Source organism: Saccharothrix espanaensis DSM 44229 (assembly GCF_000328705.1).
Taxonomy (GTDB): Bacteria; Actinomycetota; Actinomycetes; order Mycobacteriales; family Pseudonocardiaceae; genus Actinosynnema; species Actinosynnema espanaense.
Map to the genome: position 1 here is coordinate 5,666,005 of NC_019673.1, position 16,286 is coordinate 5,682,290.

Annotated in this window: 16 protein-coding genes; 5 read left to right on the forward strand and 11 right to left on the reverse strand. The window is 72.9% G+C overall.

The features are described from left to right. Positions 1-6 precede the first annotated feature (6 nt). Complete coding sequence (locus tag BN6_RS24515; protein ID WP_015102447.1) at positions 7-1,500, forward strand: FAD-dependent oxidoreductase; 1,494 nt, start codon at positions 7-9, stop codon at positions 1,498-1,500. A 142-nt stretch (positions 1,501-1,642) separates the two neighbouring features. Here the strand turns inward: BN6_RS24515 and BN6_RS24520 are convergent, their stop codons facing one another. The 5 genes from BN6_RS24520 to BN6_RS24540 form a co-directional block, all read right to left on the reverse strand. After that, positions 1,643-1,873, reverse strand: coding sequence for a hypothetical protein (locus BN6_RS24520; RefSeq protein WP_015102448.1), 231 nt, complete (start codon positions 1,871-1,873; stop codon positions 1,643-1,645). A gap of 103 nt (positions 1,874-1,976) precedes the next feature. Then, positions 1,977-2,981, reverse strand: a complete 1,005-nt coding sequence (locus BN6_RS24525) for an NAD-dependent epimerase/dehydratase family protein (RefSeq protein WP_015102449.1) — start codon at positions 2,979-2,981, stop codon at positions 1,977-1,979. 67 nt (positions 2,982-3,048) lie between these two features. Next, complete coding sequence (locus BN6_RS24530) at positions 3,049-3,300, reverse strand: DUF6480 family protein (RefSeq protein WP_041313880.1); 252 nt, start codon at positions 3,298-3,300, stop codon at positions 3,049-3,051. A gap of 39 nt (positions 3,301-3,339) precedes the next feature. Then, positions 3,340-4,164: an SDR family oxidoreductase gene (locus BN6_RS24535; protein ID WP_015102450.1), complete on the reverse strand. Its 825-nt coding sequence runs from the start codon at positions 4,162-4,164 to the stop codon at positions 3,340-3,342. An 81-nt stretch (positions 4,165-4,245) separates the two neighbouring features. Then, positions 4,246-5,019 carry an alpha/beta fold hydrolase gene (locus BN6_RS24540; protein ID WP_148302999.1) on the reverse strand — a complete coding sequence of 258 codons (774 nt, stop codon included), beginning with the start codon at positions 5,017-5,019 and terminating at the stop codon, positions 4,246-4,248. Between the two features lie 203 nt (positions 5,020-5,222). On the opposite strand from BN6_RS24540, the gene BN6_RS24545 reads away from it, so the two are divergent. Beyond that, positions 5,223-5,990: an alpha/beta fold hydrolase gene (locus BN6_RS24545; protein ID WP_015102452.1), complete on the forward strand. Its 768-nt coding sequence runs from the start codon at positions 5,223-5,225 to the stop codon at positions 5,988-5,990. After that, positions 5,987-7,375: a hypothetical protein gene (locus BN6_RS24550; protein WP_015102453.1), complete on the forward strand. Its 1,389-nt coding sequence runs from the start codon at positions 5,987-5,989 to the stop codon at positions 7,373-7,375. The genes BN6_RS24545 and BN6_RS24550 overlap by 4 nt, the downstream gene beginning before the upstream one ends. A gap of 14 nt (positions 7,376-7,389) precedes the next feature. On the opposite strand, the gene BN6_RS24555 is transcribed toward BN6_RS24550, so the two are convergent. From BN6_RS24555 to BN6_RS24570, 4 genes are all read right to left on the reverse strand, one after another. Then, a complete protein-coding gene (locus tag BN6_RS24555) occupies positions 7,390-8,406 on the reverse strand; it encodes a glycosyltransferase (protein WP_015102454.1) in 1,017 nt (338 codons plus the stop codon). A gap of 158 nt (positions 8,407-8,564) precedes the next feature. Beyond that, positions 8,565-9,221: a GAF and ANTAR domain-containing protein gene (locus BN6_RS24560; protein ID WP_231904741.1), complete on the reverse strand. Its 657-nt coding sequence runs from the start codon at positions 9,219-9,221 to the stop codon at positions 8,565-8,567. 127 nt (positions 9,222-9,348) lie between these two features. Next, complete coding sequence (locus BN6_RS24565) at positions 9,349-10,062, reverse strand: GAF and ANTAR domain-containing protein (protein ID WP_015102456.1); 714 nt, start codon at positions 10,060-10,062, stop codon at positions 9,349-9,351. A gap of 231 nt (positions 10,063-10,293) precedes the next feature. Continuing rightward, positions 10,294-10,623: a hypothetical protein gene (locus BN6_RS24570; protein ID WP_015102457.1), complete on the reverse strand. Its 330-nt coding sequence runs from the start codon at positions 10,621-10,623 to the stop codon at positions 10,294-10,296. A gap of 174 nt (positions 10,624-10,797) precedes the next feature. Between BN6_RS24570 and BN6_RS24575 the strand changes: the two genes are divergently transcribed. Beyond that, positions 10,798-12,588, forward strand: a complete 1,791-nt coding sequence (locus BN6_RS24575) for a thiamine pyrophosphate-requiring protein (RefSeq protein WP_015102458.1) — start codon at positions 10,798-10,800, stop codon at positions 12,586-12,588. Between the two features lie 108 nt (positions 12,589-12,696). Here BN6_RS24575 and BN6_RS24580 read toward each other — a convergent pair whose 3' ends face one another. After that, positions 12,697-13,056 (reverse strand): hypothetical protein, encoded by a 360-nt coding sequence (locus BN6_RS24580; protein WP_015102459.1) that lies wholly within the window; start codon positions 13,054-13,056, stop codon positions 12,697-12,699. A gap of 214 nt (positions 13,057-13,270) precedes the next feature. Here BN6_RS24580 and BN6_RS24585 point away from each other — a divergent pair, with 214 nt between their 5' ends. Then, the gene (locus BN6_RS24585) at positions 13,271-14,719 is read left to right on the forward strand and encodes an RICIN domain-containing protein (protein ID WP_041313891.1); all 1,449 of its coding nucleotides are present in this window, start codon (positions 13,271-13,273) and stop codon (positions 14,717-14,719) included. A gap of 77 nt (positions 14,720-14,796) precedes the next feature. Here the strand turns inward: BN6_RS24585 and crtI are convergent, their stop codons facing one another. Next, positions 14,797-16,266 carry a phytoene desaturase family protein gene (crtI, locus tag BN6_RS24590; RefSeq protein ID WP_015102461.1) on the reverse strand — a complete coding sequence of 490 codons (1,470 nt, stop codon included), beginning with the start codon at positions 16,264-16,266 and terminating at the stop codon, positions 14,797-14,799. Between the last annotated feature and the right edge of the window lie 20 nt (positions 16,267-16,286).

A 16,286-nucleotide genomic window follows, 5' to 3' on the forward strand; every position in this document is an offset into this window, starting at 1 on the left:
TCCGGTATGGACACCACCACCGCGCACGAGTCCCTCTGGCTGCTCGACGCCGCGCGCCGATACCCGCCCGTCACCGACACAGCGGTGGACGTGGCGGTGGTCGGCGCGGGCGTCGTCGGCGTCACCACCGCACTGCTGCTCAAACGCGCCGGCCTGCGCGTCGCCCTGATCGAGGCCGACCGGATCGGGGCGGGGACCAGTGGCAACAACACCGCGAAGGTGACCGCCCTGCAGGCCACGGTCTACTCGGAGATCACGAAGGCGCACAACGTCGAGACGGCGGCCGACTACGCCACCGCGAGCCTCGCCGGCGTGGCGGCGGTGGCCGGGTTCGCGGAGGGGGCCGACTGCGACCTGCGGCGGATGCCCGCCTACACCTTCGCCTTCAGCCGGGAGGAGGTGGCCGGGGTCGACGAGGAAGCCGACGCCGCGTTCGACGCCGGGCTGCCCGTCGCCCGGGACCGGGGCGAGCTGATGGGCGTGCCGTTCGAGGTCTTCCACGCGGTGCGGTTGGACGACCAGTTGGCCGTGCACCCGGTGAAGTACCTGCGGGCGCTGGCGGAGCAGGTGGACGGCGACGGTTCGCACGTGTTCGAGGGCAGCCGCGTCACCGGGATCGATTCCGACGACCCCTGCTCGGTGAACACGGCGTTCGGGACGGTCTACGCGAACCGCGTGGTCGTGGCGACCCACTACCCGCTGTTGGACCGGGGCGGGTACTTCGCGCGACTGGAGACCGTACGGGCGTACTGCGTGGCGGCACGGCTGCGCACCGGCACCCCGCCCACGGGGATGGCGATCAGCGCGGGTACGCCCAGCTGGTCCATCACCTCGCACGGCGACCAGGTGATCGTGTCGGGCCGGAGTCACCCGACCGGGTCGCTGGAGGACGAGCCGTACCGGGCGTTGTCGGACTTCGCGCGCAAGCACTGGGACGTCGCGGAGATCACCCACCGGTGGTCGGCCCAAGACGTCGTGGCGTTCGACAGCCTGCCGATGTTCGGCTCCTACGCGCCCGGCTCCGACCGGCTGTACGTGGCCACCGGGTTCCGCAAGTGGGGCCTGTCCGGCGGCACCGCCGCGGCCCTCGCCCTGACCGGCGAGCTCACCGGCCGGCCGGAGCCGTGGGCCGGGAGGTTCACCCCGCACCGGCTGTCCCTCAAGTCGACACCGACCCTGCTGCGCAAGAACGCCGAAGTGGTCGTGGACCTGGTCGGCGACCGGCTCAAGCCCGGCGAGGTGGGCTCCGCCGAGGAGGTCCCGCGCGGAACCGGCCGGCTGGTGCGCAGGGGGCTGGGCAAGGTGGGGGTGTTCCGCGACGAGCAAGGCGACCTGCACGTGGTCTCGGCGCGGTGCACCCACCTGGGCTGCCTGGTCCGCTTCAACGACGCCGAGCGCAGTTGGGACTGCCCCTGCCACGGGTCGCGCTTCGGGGTCGACGGCGACGTCCTGGAAGGCCCGGCGACCGATCCGCTCCCGACCCTCGACCCGGACGTCTGAGGCGGCGCGGTCGGGTGGTCGGGTCGACTTCGTTGCGTTGCTTCGATCTCGGTCCGTTCGTGCCGGCGACGCCGACACGGGCCAGCCCAGGCCCACGTCGGTGCCTGCGATCCGTGAGCCACGGATCGCAGGCACCGGGAGGTCACGCGCCCAGGCGCTGCGCGAGGAGGGCCTTGCCCTGCTCGGCTCCCTTGCGGCTCTCGCCCTGGGCGCGGCGGAAGAAGTCCGCCAGCTCCGCGTCACCCGCGCGCTCGGCGTCCGACACGTAGGTTTCCAGCCGCAACGCGTTGCTCAGGCACGCCTCGACGAACCAGATGATGTTGTAGTCCTTGTCCTGCGTTCCGGTGATGTGGCCGGACTCGCTGATCGACATCGTTCCTCCTCTGTCGTTCGGCTGGCACACCAGGTGTTCCCGCCACGCGGAGTTCGACACCCCTGGGGGTCGGAGCCCGCGGCCGGCTCCACCGGAACGGCGGTCACGGCCTGAGCGCGGGGCTGGCGGGCTCACCCTCCCGGCGTGCCATGCCGTCCACCAGATCGCTCAGGACCCGACGGGCTTCATGGCGCGGCACCCAACCGAGTTCATCGCGTGCACGTGACGTGTCCAGCACCGGTGTGGCGAGCGCGAGGTCCACCCAACCGGGTGAAGTTGGTTGCAGGCGCAACCGCCAGGTGAGCGACGCCAGTCCGCGCAGAACGGACGGGGGAAGCGGAACGTGCCTGGTGCGCAGGACTTCCGCGAGCACCTGCGGCGTGACGACCGGATCGGCGGCCAGGTTGAGCGCGCCCGACAGCCTGCGCCGCAGCACCAGCGCCAGCGCGTCGGCCACGTCGTCGGCGTGCACGAACTGGAGCACCAGCTGCTTCGGCAGCGGCAGCAGCGGCAACGTGACCCGGAACAGCGCCGACGGGACCAGCGGGCCCAGGAAGTATCGCTTGATCTCCGCGGCGGCGTCGGGTTGCAGGATCAGCGCCGGCCGCAGGCGGGAGACCGTCAGCCCGGCGTCCTCCCGCTCGACCCGGTCGAGCCGCCGCTCCACGTCGGCCTTGTGCACGCTGTAGAGCGAACTCGACACCCCGCAGGTGGGCCAGTGCTCGTCCACGGTCCGGCTCTTGACCGCCGGGGAGTACGCGCCGACCGACGACAGGTGGACGAGGTGCGGCACCCCGGCTTCGCGGACCGCGGCGAACACGCGTTCGCTACCCGCCACGTTGGTCCGGTACAGCGTGTCCGCGTCGTGGGCAGGCTGGATCCGCCACGCCAGGTGCACCACCGCGTCCGCGCCTCGGAAGACGTCCGTCAGGGGCTCTTCCGCGCCGTCGCGGGAGAGGTCCACCGGGGTCCACTCGACGTCGTACGGCGGCACGGGTGCGGGCGGGCGGCGCGAGATCCCGTGCACTTGGACATCCGGTTCGGAAGCGAGCCTGCGCAGCAGAGCGGTGCCCACGTTGCCGGTCGCTCCGGTCACGACGATCCTCATGCGGATCGGCTACCCGCCCTCCGCCCCGGCAACCTCACCAGAGCGCGCCGGCCCCAGGAGCCGGCCCTCAGAAGCTGGTCAGCCACCCCATCAACTGGGCGATGACGAACGCCACCACCAGCAACGTCACCACGATGACCGCGGCGAGGGTGATGACCGGGGCCCGGCGGGACGGCATCGGCTGCGGGTGGGACAGACCCGAGGTCTGCCCCGAGTCGGGCGGGGTGTCGCCCGGCGCGACCCCACCTCCGGGTTCGAGACCCGGCGTGCGCGCCGGGTCCGGATCAGGCGGGGTGTCACGCGACTCGGTTGTGCCCATGGGTCTCGAATACCCCGTACGGGCCATCGAACACACGGTTCAAGGATGCCGCCACGTGTTGTCGGAGACCTCTCGGCTGGCCTGCGGTCCCATCAGGACCATGCCGCCGTCGACCACGAACGACGCGCCGGTCACGTACCCGGCCGCAGGGGTGGCGAGGAAGGCCACGACAGCGGCGACCTCCCGTGCGTGACCCGGCCGCCCCAACGGCACGCCGGGACGCGGCTGCGTGCGCGGGTCCACGTCCTCCTGGCCGGTCATCGGCGTGGAGATCTCGCCGGGGGCCACGGAGTTCACGGTGATGTCGTGCTCGGCGAGTTCCAGCGCGAGCACCTTCGTCAGTCCCCCAAGGCCGGCTTTCGCCGCGCAGTACGGAGCCGAACCGACCAGCGGCAGGTGCTCGTGCACCGAGGTGATGTTGATGATCCGGCCGCCGCGACCGGCCGCGATCATCCGCTTGGCCGCCTTCTGGCAGCACAGGAACGCCCCGTCGAGGTCCACCGACAGCACGCCGCGCCACGTGTCGAACGACATGTCCAGGGCCGGCTCCGCCGAGCCGGTGCCCGCGCAGTTGACCAGCACGTCGACACCTCCCAGCTCGTCGGCGAGTTCGTCCACGACGGACGCGGACCCGGGCAGGTCGGTCAGGTCGAGGCGGCGCACCGCGGCGCGCGCCCCCGCGTCCCGGACCTCCCGCGCGGTGCGCTCGGCACCCTCCGCGTCCTCGTGGTAGGTGATCCCGACGTCCACTCCCCCGCCGGCGAACGCGACGGCGACGGCCTTGCCGATACCGGAGTCGGATCCGGTGACGATCGCGCACTGGGGGGCTCCCGCGCGCTCATGGGGCAACGGTGCTGTGGTCATGCCGTCGAGTACCCGGGACGTCGCCGGCCATCCCGGGCGTCCGACCCGCCGCCGCCCGATTCACCCGACGGGGACTGTGGGTCACCCCTCCCGGCGGTGTTGCGGCCCGGCGCGCGGCAGCAGCGGCCGGACGATCGCGGCCAGCTCCTCCGGTGCCGAGTAGTTCAGCGTGTGACCCGCGCCCGGCACCTCGACGTAACGGCCGTCCGGCAGCAGCGCCACCACCTCCCGCGCCCACGGCCCCGGCGCGACGGGGTCGCGGCTGCCCCGGACCACGAGGGCCGGCGTGCGCACGTGGTGCAGCTTCTGCTCCACGGGGTCGGCCAACAGGTACCGGAACGTGGTGATGATCCGCCGCGGCCCGGCCTCGAAGTAGTCCTTGACCAGCACCAGTCCCAGCGTCGGGCGTTCGCGCGGGGCGCCGGCGAGCAGTCGTCCGATCTGGCGCAGCGGTGAGCGGGCGTGCCGGTCCATCGTGGGGCCGTTGAGCACCACCGGGCCGAGCAGGTCGGGAGAGTGCACCGCCAGGTCGACGACGACCTGGCAGCCGGCGGAGTTGGCGACCAGCGGCACCCCGTCGCGTCCCGTCGCCCGCAACCAGTGGGCCAGGGCGAGTGACAGGCCGCGCACGTCGAGCGCGGTGCGGGGGCCGGGCGTGCGACCGAAGCCCGGCAGGTCGACGGCCACCACCCGCGCGGCGGGTGCCAGCCGTCGTGCGAAGGGCAGGAAGTAGCGGTGCGAGCAGCCCAGTCCGGGCACGCACACCACGTCCGGCGCGTCGGCGGGGCCCAGGACCGAGGCGTGCACCCGCGTTCCCGCCACCTCGGTGAACTCCGCCGCCGGCCGGCCGGTCACCGCCGCCACCGCCACGACGTCGGGAGCGGGCCGGGCGGGCCTGCCGATCGTGCGGGCCGGTTGTGCATGCCGAGGGCGTACCCGTCCCGCCGAGTGCCAACCGTCCCGATCACCGCGGCGAGCGGGGCACCGCCTGTTTGTCCGGTTCCCGCACGGGTATTCGAACGGTGCGGAGCTTGTCCGATCAGCCCGAAGGGTCGGCTATGACGGCACCCGAACTGCCCGATGAGTACCTCGTGCGGTTCACCGGCACCACGCAGGGTCGGCTCCGCAGCCGGGTGCTGGGTCGACGGCAGACCGCGCCGCCCGTCGTCGCCGTGATGGGCTTGGCCGTGTCGACCTACCAGTTGCCCGCCCTGGCCGCGCTGTCGTGGACCGAAGCGCACCTGGTCGACCTGCCCGGCTTCGCGGGCAGCGACGACACCCCGCACCGGCCGGACGTGACCCGCCACGCCGAGGCGGTGTGCGAGTGGCTGGACGCCGCCCGCCTGCCGCCGGTCGTCCTCGTCGGGCACTCCAGCGGCACGCAGGTCGCCGCGCGGGACGCCGCCGCCCGGCCGGACCGGGTCCGCGCCGTCGTGCTGGCCAGTCCCGCCGTCGACCCGAAGGCCCGCAGCGTTCCGCGAGCGCTCTACCACTGGTGGCGCGACCTCCGGGCGCCGATGCCGGGCTTGGCCGCGGTGCACCGGCCCGAGTGGCGGCGCGCCGGCGTCCGGCGGATCGTCCAGCTGGTCCGCGCGCACCTGCGGGACCGCCTGGAGGACGTCGTCCCGGACCTCGCCTGCCCGGTCCTGGTGCTGCACGCCCGCGACGACCGGCTGTGCACCGCGCGGTGGGCACGCCGGCTCGCCGACCTGACCCCCGACGGGCGGCTGGTGACCGTGCCGGGCCCGCACACGTTCCTGTGGACGGCCCCGGCCGCGTGGAGCGGACCGATCCGGGAACTCTGCGAGACGGGAGCACGACCGTGAAGCCACAGCGGGCCGTCGCGTCCTTCGACTCGGCCTCCGCCTTCCTGCGGGTGCTGGCCGGCCACCTGCACGGCAGATCCAGCCCGGTGCTGGGACTGGGCCCCGCCGCCCGTGCGGCCGGACGGGTGCTGCCCCTGGTCAACCGCCTGCCGGTGGCCGTCCGGGAAGCGCTCTACACCTGGTCGGGCTGGTCGGAGGCCGTCCGCGAAGGGCGGCTGCACGACGTGGACAGCGATGAGATCGCGCGCTGGGCGGCCGGGCACTACCCGCGCCGCCGCTACCCCGCCGTGGTCATCGGCTCGTCGTCCGGCGCGCTGGTGCACCTCGCCGCCCTGGCGGGCGTGCCCTGGCTGCCGCAGACGTTCCTGGTGCCGGTCCGCCGGCACGGCATCCACCCCGACCGGCCGCGCGAGGCGATGACGGCACTGGCCGACGCGCGCGCCGCCTTCCTGGGCGCGAACCCGCACGTGGCCGTGCACCACATGCACGACGCGAACCAGGACCGGCTGATGATCCGCCACATGGCGTACTTCAGGTTCAAGTACCGGCGACTGCCCGCCGCCTACGCCGACTTCCTGGACCGCCACCTGGAACCGGGCGGCACGGTGCTCATCTCCGACTGCGCGGAGAGCCGCCCCACGACCTCCACGGGGCCGCGGCAGTTCTTCCAGCACGGCGCGGTGGGCGGTGCCACCGAGGAGGAGTACGCGCGAGGCGGGCCGCGCGTCGCCGAGTTCCTGGCCGGGTACGGCTCTCCGGTCCGCGCCTGGGACAGCCCGGACCCCGACTCGCAGAGCCCGGAGGCCGAGTGGGGCTTCGACCCCGCGCTGGTCCCCGACCTGGCCCGGCTGTGCGCGCAACGGGGCTGGACGCTGGAGCGGCTCGGTTTCCCCAGCGCCCAGGCGTTGAGCGAACCGGTCGCGGAGGCCCACCGCGCCTGGTACACCGAGCAGGGCGTGACCGCGAACCGGCTGCTGGTGAGCAGCTTCGCGCTGATCGACGCGCACCTGCCGTTGACCCTGGGGTTCGTCCCGTACTGGACGGTGTTCTCCACGCTGCCCGCGCGAGACGCGCTCGACGACTACCTCCGCCGCGCGGCGGCGTACGACGAGATCCGGCTCGGTGTCTTCTCGCACGGCACCCGGTCGATCGGGTTGGCCACCCCCGCCGACTGGGACCTCGTCCTGAGCCGCGCGCGGCACGGTGCCTGCTGCGGGGTCGACCGGGCCGCGTTCCCGCTGGACTTCGCCGCCAACGCCCGGTTCCACGAGCAGGCGGCCAAGCTCCCACCGGCCGCGAACCGACCCGGGCCGGCACCGTGGACGTGGGTGCGGGACCGGCTGGGCGGTCACATCGAACCGGTGGGGTCGGTGGGCAGCCGCTGACGGTCAGGCGGTGCTCAGGAGCCCGCCCGGTCGAGCCCGCAGTGGACGGCCGAGGCGTACACCTCGGCGATGCCGCCCGCCACCCGCTCGATGCCGTACCGGGCCGACACCCGGTCCGTCCCGGCGATGGCGTAGGCCTCGCGGCGGGCGGTGTCGACCAGCAGCCCGTTCAGCAGGCGGCTCAGCCCGCCGGTCCCGCGCTGGCTGGGGATCATGCCGGTGACGTGGTTCACGACCACGTCGGCCATGCCCTCGGTGGTCATGGTGGAGACCACGGCGACCCCGCAGGCCATCGCCTGCATCGCCAGCACCGACGGTCGCTCGCACCACGGCCCGCACACGACGATGTCGGCCGAGCGGAACAACGCCGGCAGGTCGTCGTCGGCGGCGGCCAGGCGCACCACGCGGTCTGCCACGCCCAGCTCCTCGGCGAGGTCGTCCACCGCGGGCGTGCCGTCCAGCACCAGCAGTTCGGCCTCCGGCAGCGCGCGCAGAGCAGTGACGAGCTCGTGCGGCAGCCCGTCCGGCGCGGCGGTGACGATCCGGTGCGTCGACCCGCGCAGCGCACTCGGCCCTTCCGGCGCGAAGCGGCGGCGGTCCACGCCGTAGGGGACGACCGAGACCTTGGACCGCTCGACCCCCAGGCGCAGCAACGCGGGCAGTTCGTCGCCCGACGTCGCCACCACCCGCACGGCGCTGCGGCAGACGGCGCGTTCCACGTTGACCCGCTCGACGGGTCCCCGGCCGGCGTCGTGGAAGGTGTGCACGACCGGGATGCCCAGCGGCCGCGCGGCGAACAACGCCGCCAGACCGGCGGTCCAGCTGTGGGTGTGCACGACCTCCGGGGAACTGTCCGACCACTGTTCCCGCAAGGTCGTGACGAAAGACTGCAACCGCTGCCCCGGGCCCTTGTCGTCGGCCGCGATCCGCGCGCTGTGCACTACGACCTCATGACCTTCACCCGAAAGCGCACTGGACAAATCGACAACGGGAATGTCCGATTCGACCGAGGTGACCATCGCGATCCGCATACGCGTACCTTTCCCATGGACAGCGAAAAAGGCAGCGGCTACTGGCTGAACCGTGCGACTTCACCGTACCGCCCCGCGATCGACGCGCAACTCGGCCGGCGGTGGTGACGCACACAGTCGGCCCTTCGTGGGCGAACCCGTCTTCCTCCCCCGGCCCGTTACCCGACCCGTTCGACCACCGCGTGCGGGTCCAGCGAACCGTCGGTCAACGCCCGCGCCACCTCCGACACCGGCACACCCGTCCGCACGCTGTAACGCTCCAGAACCGCCCGCGCGTCCTCCGGCCCGCCCGACGACACCGCCAGCAGCACCCCCACCGCCTGACTCACCCCCGCCCGGTCGTGCAACGCCGCCACCGTCCGCTCCGCCAACCGCTCCACCCGACGCGGCCCACGCTCCTGGCTCAACCCCAACACCGCCAGATCCGCCAACCCCTGACCCCGCCGCACCACCCGCTCCGACAACCTCGTCGGCACCGTGTAGAGCAGATTCACCCCACCCACCGCCCGACCCAACAACCGCATCGGAAACGCGTAGACCGCCCGGTAACCCTCCCGCAGAGCAGCCTCCGCGAACTCCGGCCACCGCCCCCGCGCCCCGTCCAGATCCCCCACCGCGACCACCGCGTCCTCGGCGATACCGTCCAGACACGGACCCTGACGCAACTGGGCCTGCAACAACTCCACGAACCGGGCCCGCTCGTCCGACGCCGCCGCGACCTCCACACCACCACGCGGATCCACCACCAGCACCCCGACCGCGTCCGCCCCCAACACGGCCGCACACGCCCCCACCACCGCACGCAGGACCGTCAACCCGTCATGACGAGCCGTCAACAAAGCCGTGATCCCCACGACATGGTCATCGAAATCCCGCGACGGCACACTCACCCGGCCAGCATAAGGCCGACCGATCACACGGACCGCACAGCGCGATGGCGGCTCACTCCGCGGCCGAGTCCAGCCGCAGTTCCCGGCTGAGCACCTGCCGCGCCACCTCAGTCAACGGGAGCTGGTTGCTGTAGGCGTACGCACGCAGCCGCAGCAACGCGTCCTCCAGGTTGATCTGCAACAACGTCGCCAGCATCCCGATCGCCATGTTCACGTCGTCATAGAACGACGACACGTCCTCGCGGGCCCACGACGCGACCGGCTTCTCGTCCTTGCTGTCGGTCAACAACGCGGTCGTCGCCAAGTCGGCGAGCGCGACCGCGTCACCGAACCCCTCCGCATCCAACGGACCGGCGCGATGCCGGTAGAGGGCGAAGGTCCCCACTTGGATCGCGCCGACCCGCAACGGGAACGCGAACGCGGCACGAACGTCGGCGGTCGCGGCCTCGTGCACGAAGCCGGGCCAGCGTCCGGCCTCGGTGTTCAGATCACCGACCAGCACCGCTTCTCCGTCGCGGAACGCCGACATCCCCGGGCCCTCGCCCACCGTGTACTGCAACTCCTCCAACGACGCCGCCCACGCGTCACTGGCTGCCGCCAACTGCTGCGTCCGCCCCGCCGCGCGCACCGTGATCGCAGCGGCGTCCACGTCGATCCGCCCCAAGGCCACCGCGCACACCGCGCTCACCCAACCCGAAGCCGGCGGATGATCCTGGGCGTAGGTGGTGACCAGCCGCCACAGCTCCTCGTGGCGCCGACCATCCACAACCCGCCACCTCCACACGGCCGCCACACGCCACGGACGGCCCACTCCTCGCCTGGGCACATCATCGCGCACTCACGAACGGGGCGCCGGCCGCCTATGCCCACCCGGGACCACGGGCATGGCGGGGCCGCGCGCCGATCAGCGAGGAGGACTCGCATCGCAGGCCGTGACCGGCGAGGAACCGCCCGGCCAGGCCGGTCTACCAGGCCTCGTGAACGGGCCGGTGTCCGTTCAGCGCCCGAGCGCGGAGGCGAGTTCCTTCTTCGTCATCGTGGAGCGGCCCTTGATGTTCTTCTTCTTGGCCTCGTTGTAGAGCTGGTCACGGGTGGGCCCCTGCGGCCCCTGCCGGTTGCCGGAGCGCTGCCCGCCACGGCGCTGCGGCGAGGTGTCCCGGGTCGACGTCCGACTGGCCGTCTTCGACTCGCCGGCCTGCGCCCGGTTCTTGTTCACGGTCCGGGCGGCGATCTCCTTGGCGCGTTTCGTAGACTCGCCGCGCTCCTTCGCCGAATCCTTGATGTGCTCGTACTGGCGCTCCCGCTTGGCGTTCGATCCGCTTGGCATGGCAAACCTCCTTTTCCAGTCCTCAGGTACCCCTCCGAATACCGTCCACACCTGACGCCGGCGGTGGCCGCGGGTGCGCTCGATCGGCTCGTACCGCGCCCGGCCGGGTGTGGAACGCCTTGTGCCGGGTAGCCGCCCGCTGGAGCGGGACGACGGTGTCGAGGAGGGAACGGCATGTCCGAGACGGTCGGCGACTACGTGCTCGCCAGGCTGCGTGACTGGGGCGTCGAGCAGGTGTTCGCCTATCCCGGCGACGGCATCAACGGGATCGTGGCCGCGTTCGGCAAAGCGGACGACAACCCGCGGTTCGTGCAGTCCCGGCACGAGGAGATGTCCGCGTTCGAGGCGGTCGGCTACGCCAAGTTCAGCGGCAAGGTCGGGGTGTGCCTGGCCACCTCGGGTCCGGGCGCGATCCACCTGCTCAACGGCCTGTACGACGCCAAGCTCGACCACGTTCCCGTGGTGGCGATCGTGGGGCAGACCGCGCGCAGCGCGATGGGTGGCAGCTACCAGCAGGAGGTCGACCTGCAAGCGCTGTTCAAGGACGTGGCCAGCGCCTACCTCGTGGAGGTGAACGTCGCCGAGCAGCTGCCCAACGCGCTGGACCGGGCGATCCGCGCCGCCGAGGCCGAACGCGCCCCGACCGCGATCATCATCCCCAGCGACCTTCAGGAAGAGGAGTACACGCCGCCGAAGCACGCGTTCAAGCAGGTGCCGTCGAGCCCGCCGAGCCGGGTGAAGTCGGTGCTGGTCCCGGACCAGGACGAGATCGCGCGCGCCGCCGAGGTGCTCGACGCGGGCGAGAAGGTGGCGATCCTGATCGGCCAGGGCGCGCGTTCGGCCGCCGAGGAGGTCGTCCAGGTCGCGGAGCTGACCGGCGCGGGCGTGGCCAAGGCGCTGCTGGGCAAGGACGTGCTGTCCGACGAACTGCCGTTCGTCACCGGGTCGATCGGGTTGCTGGGCACCCGTCCGAGCTACGAGCTGATGCGCGACTGCGACACGTTGCTCATCGTGGGCTCGAACTTCCCCTACAGCCAGTTCCTGCCGCCGTACGGGCAGGCCCGCGCGGTGCAGATCGACATCGACGGCAAGTTGATCGGCATGCGCTACCCGACCGAGGTCAACCTCGTGGGCGACGCCGGGGCGACGTTGCGGGCGCTGCTGCCCCTGGTGCGCCGCAAGGCGGACCGGACGTGGCGGGAGAAGATCGAGGGCGACGTCCGCGACTGGTGGGAGACCATGGACCGGCAGGCCGCGCTGGACGCCAAGCCGGTCAACCCGATGCGGATCGTGTCGGAGCTGTCCGCCAGGGCCCCGCACGACGCGATCTTCACCGCGGACTCGGGTTCGGCCGCCAACTGGTACGCCCGGCACCTGCGGATGCGCGGGGACATGCGCGGTTCGCTGTCGGGCACGCTGGCGACGATGGGTCCGGGCGTGCCGTACGCGATCGGGGCCAAGTTCGCCCACCCCGACCGGCCGGTCATCGCCCTGGTGGGTGACGGCGCGATGCAGATGAACGGCATGGCCGAGCTGATCACCATCGCCCGCTACCGGGAGCTGTGGTCCGACCAGCGGCTGGTGGTGTGCGTGCTGCACAACAACGACCTCAACCAGGTCACGTGGGAGCTGCGGGCGATGGGTGGCGCGCCGAAGTTCGAGCAGTCGCAGACCCTGCCGGACGTGGACTACGCGGGTTTCGCCCGCTCGCTCGGCTTGGCCGCGATCACCGTCGACGCCCCGGACCAGCTCGGCCCCGCGTGGGACCGGGCGCTGACCGCGAGCGTGCCGACCGTGCTGGACGTCCACTGCGACCCGGAGGTGCCCCCGATCCCGCCACACGCCACGTTCGACCAGTTCAAGTCGGTCACCGAAGCGATCCTCAAGGGCGACCCGGCGGCGTGGCATCTGATGGCGCAGGGCATCCGCACCAAGGCGCAGGAACTGCTGCCGGGCAAGCGCTGACCCCACCCGGGGCGCTCGCCGCGACCCACGGATCCGGATCCGCGAAGGGGCCTGGAGCGGGTCGGTCGCCACCGGCGCACCGGTGGCGACCGATCCGCCCACCCGGGGTCAGGGCTTGGGCCACCAGAACCAGTCGGCGCAACCGCTGTGGTCCTCACAGACCCGGAACCGGGCGATCTGGGCGTCGAAGCAGCTCGCCGGGCCCCAGTTCCCGTCGGATCCGTTGCCGTCCCACACCGAGAAGTGGCGGTCGTCGGCGAGGACGACGTCGGCGTAGACGCCGTTGCCGTCGGCCTCGCCGTCGTAGGCCGCGGCGCAGCGCTCGTCCGCAGCGGCCTGGTTCGCGCCCCGGCTCAGGACCGTCGCCTGGGCCTGACCGGCACCGAGGACCACCAAGGCCGTCGTCGTCGCGGTGAGCAGCGCCGCGGACAGCAGCCGTGCGGGACGGCGCGGAGAAGGTGATGTCATGTCGTCACTCCTTCGATGGAGGTGTCGCCGGTCCGAGGCCCCGAGCAGGTGCTCCGAAGCTGGTTCCGACGTGGTGGACGACTCCGTTCTAGGCCGTCGGGGTGTCCCACCATCAGGTGTTGCGGCTGGTCGGGACGGTGGGACAGGCTGGGACACAGCTCAGCCGGGGCAAGTGGGACAGACCCCGGCCGACCGCGCGCCCGAGGAGCCCCGATTGGCCGAGGACACCCCGCCCGGGAGCACCGACGCGCCCGACCCGCGCACGGCGACCGACATCGCGATGTTCGTGGAACTGCTGCGGCGGCTTCGCACGCGGGCGGGCAACCCCGGCTACAAGAAGACCCTGGAGCGGGCGACCCGGGACGAGCACGGCATCCCCAGGATCAGCGGGTCGACCCTCCACCGGGTGCTGGAAGGTCACCAGGACCTGGCCCGGATGCGCGATCCGGACGTTTTCGTCCGCGAGCTGGTAACCGCGCTCGGCGCGAACCCGCGACCGTGGTCGGAGGCGCTCGACCGGCTGCTGCACCCGGCGACGCCGGAACCCCCGGTCGAGCCCGCGACCGACACCACACCGGTCAGGCGGACCCGGCGCGGACTCCTGGCCGTGACCGCGGCGGTGCTGCTGGTGGCGGCCGGGGTCGTGGTCTGGTCGACCGCCGGGCCGCACGAACCGCCGGCCGCGCCCCCGACCGGCCCCGTCCGGCTGTCGATCAGCCTCGCCGCCGATCCCGCGCTGAGCCTGGCCGTCGACCCGACGGCCGACCCCTCGGTCACCCACACGATCCTGGCCGACGACGCCGCCGGCACCGGCTGGGAGATGGTCGCCCCGTACCACGCCGGGCCCCGGTCCTGGCAGCTGCGGGCCTCGGGGCGGCTGCTGTCGTGCCTGGAAGTACTGGGAGCCGGTTACGCGGAGGGCACGCTGGTCCAGCAGTACGGCTGCAACGGCAGACCGCACCAGCACTGGACGCCCGAACCACAGGAGGACGGCACCCTGCGGTGGATCAACTTCCACTCCGAGCAGTGCCTCACCGCCGCCGGCACCCGACCGCGCGCCGGAACCGAACTGGTGCAGCGCGAGTGCGACCCGGCGCGCGCAGCGCTCCAGCAGTGGCGCGTGACCACGATCGACACCCCGCTCCCGCCCACCGTGCCGAACAGCGTCGTCCCGGGCCGCCCGGGTCCGGGGCCGACGGACTACCCGGGTGGCGGCAAGGACCACCCCTGCCACGGCGTCGGCCCGGCACTCGACCCGAGGGCCACCGCCTGGGCCGCGCAACCCTCCCCGGTCGGTGGGCAAGACCCCGGCGGGGGCCGGGTGTCGATGGGCCCGGACACGGCCGGCGCGGTCGAGCTGATGCACGCCACCAGGACCACCGACACCGGCGACCACACCTTCTACTGGGCCGAGGGCTGGATCGCGTTCAGCCCGCACCTGTTCACCATGTCGTTGCAGTGGACCACCGCACCCGGCTCCGGCGACTGGCACACCTGCACCGTCCCGTTCACCACCGAGCACGGTGCGCACGGGCGGCCCGCCACCACCGCCCTGCCCCGCTCCCCCGACGGCACCGGACACCTGGCCTTCCGGACCTGCATCACCTACACCCCCGAACTGGAACCCCGGGAACCGATGATCAACTGCTCCGGCCGCCACTGATCACGCCCGCGCCGGCCTTGCCCGAACTGCCGCACCGGCGGAACCTGAGAGGCACCGCACGGGCGTGCCGGCGGGGCTCAGTCGGCGGGGGTGCGCAGGCGTCGGGCCGCCAACCTGCCGGAGATCAGCACGGGCGGGATACCGACGCCCGGTGTCGTGCCGCTGCCCGCGAGCACCACGTTGCCGCGTCGGAACGGGAGGTTGCGCGGGCGGAACGGGCCGGTTTGGCCGAAGGTGTGGGCGGCCGAGAACGGGGTGCCCGCGGCCTGTCCGCCGGCGGCCCAGTCGTCGGGGGTGCTCAAGGCGATCCTGGTGACGTCGTCGGCGGAGGCGATCAGCCCGCGTCGCACCAGGGTGTCCACCAGGTCGTCCGCGTAGCCGGAACCACGCAGGTCCCAGCGCAGCGGGTTGCGGTCGAGGTTCGGGCACGGCGCCAGCAGGTAGTGCAGGTCCCGACCGGGCGGGGCCAGCGACGGGTCGGTGCGGGTCGGGGTGGTGAGCAGCAACGACGGGTCCGACATCAGCCGACCGCGGGAGATGATCTCGTCGAAGGTGGTCTCCCAGGCGTCGCCGAACGAGATGGTGTGGTGCGCGAGGCCGTCCACCACGCGCCGCGCGCTCAAGTGCACGACCACCGCCGAGGGCGACCACCGGAGGGTGCGCCGGGGTCGGCCGCGCAGCAGCCGGGTGGTCTGCCCGGGTCCGGTGGCCAGCACGACCGCGCCGCACGGGATGCGGTCGCCGCCGACCAGGACCGCGGTGACCCGGTCGCCGGTCCGCTCCAGCGCCAGCGCCTCGGTGTCGCGGCGCACCTCGATCCCGGCGGCGACCGCCGCGGCCTCCATCGCGGCGGGCACCTGCCGCATCCCGCCGCGCGGGAACCACACCCCCGCGACGGTGTCCATGTAGGCGATGACGGCGTACGCGGCCAAGGCGTCCTGGGGCGCGACCCCCGCGTAGAGCGCCTGGAAGGTGAACACCCGTTGCAGGCGCGGATCTCGCAGGAAGCGGCTCACCGCGCCGGTCAGGTTGCCGAACCCGCCCAGCCCGGCCAGCGCGGCGAGGTCCCGGCCGACCAGGTCGAGCGGCGAGTCGAAGTTGGCCGCGATGAACCGGTCCCGCTGCACCTCGTACAGCCGGGTCAGCCACGCCCGCAGCCGGCGGTACCCGTCCGCGTCGGCACCGCCGGCGAACTCGCGCACGGCGTGCTCCATCGCGGCGGCGTCGGTGTGCACGTCGATCGCGCTCCCGTCCGCGAAGACCGCGCGGTAGGCGGGGTCCAGCGGCAGCAGCTCCACCCGGTCGGCCAGGCGGTCCCCGACGGCCGCGAGCGCCTCGTCCACCAGTTCGGGCATCGTCAGCACGGTCGGCCCGGTGTCGACGCGGTGCCCGTCGACGTCCAGCCTGCCCATCAGGCCGCCGCAGTGGGCGGCCTGCTCCACGACGACCACCTCGTGCCCGTCGCCGCGCAGGTGCAGCGCGGCGGAGAGCCCGGCGAGCCCCGCCCCGACCACGACGACCGGGCGGGGCGATGCCCGCCTCGTCACGGCGGCGGTCCGGCGGCCGG

Coding starts and splice junctions, on each gene's coding strand:
- BN6_RS24515 (WP_015102447.1), top strand. CDS start 7: ATGGACACCACCACCGCGCACGAGTCCCTCTGGCTGCTCGACGCCGCG.
- BN6_RS24520 (WP_015102448.1), bottom strand. CDS start 1,873: ATGTCGATCAGCGAGTCCGGCCACATCACCGGAACGCAGGACAAGGAC.
- BN6_RS24525 (WP_015102449.1), bottom strand. CDS start 2,981: ATGAGGATCGTCGTGACCGGAGCGACCGGCAACGTGGGCACCGCTCTG.
- BN6_RS24530 (WP_041313880.1), bottom strand. CDS start 3,300: ATGGGCACAACCGAGTCGCGTGACACCCCGCCTGATCCGGACCCGGCG.
- BN6_RS24535 (WP_015102450.1), bottom strand. CDS start 4,164: ATGACCACAGCACCGTTGCCCCATGAGCGCGCGGGAGCCCCCCAGTGC.
- BN6_RS24545 (WP_015102452.1), top strand. CDS start 5,223: ATGACGGCACCCGAACTGCCCGATGAGTACCTCGTGCGGTTCACCGGC.
- BN6_RS24555 (WP_015102454.1), bottom strand. CDS start 8,406: ATGCGGATCGCGATGGTCACCTCGGTCGAATCGGACATTCCCGTTGTC.
- BN6_RS24570 (WP_015102457.1), bottom strand. CDS start 10,623: ATGCCAAGCGGATCGAACGCCAAGCGGGAGCGCCAGTACGAGCACATC.
- BN6_RS24575 (WP_015102458.1), top strand. CDS start 10,798: ATGTCCGAGACGGTCGGCGACTACGTGCTCGCCAGGCTGCGTGACTGG.
- BN6_RS24580 (WP_015102459.1), bottom strand. CDS start 13,056: ATGACATCACCTTCTCCGCGCCGTCCCGCACGGCTGCTGTCCGCGGCG.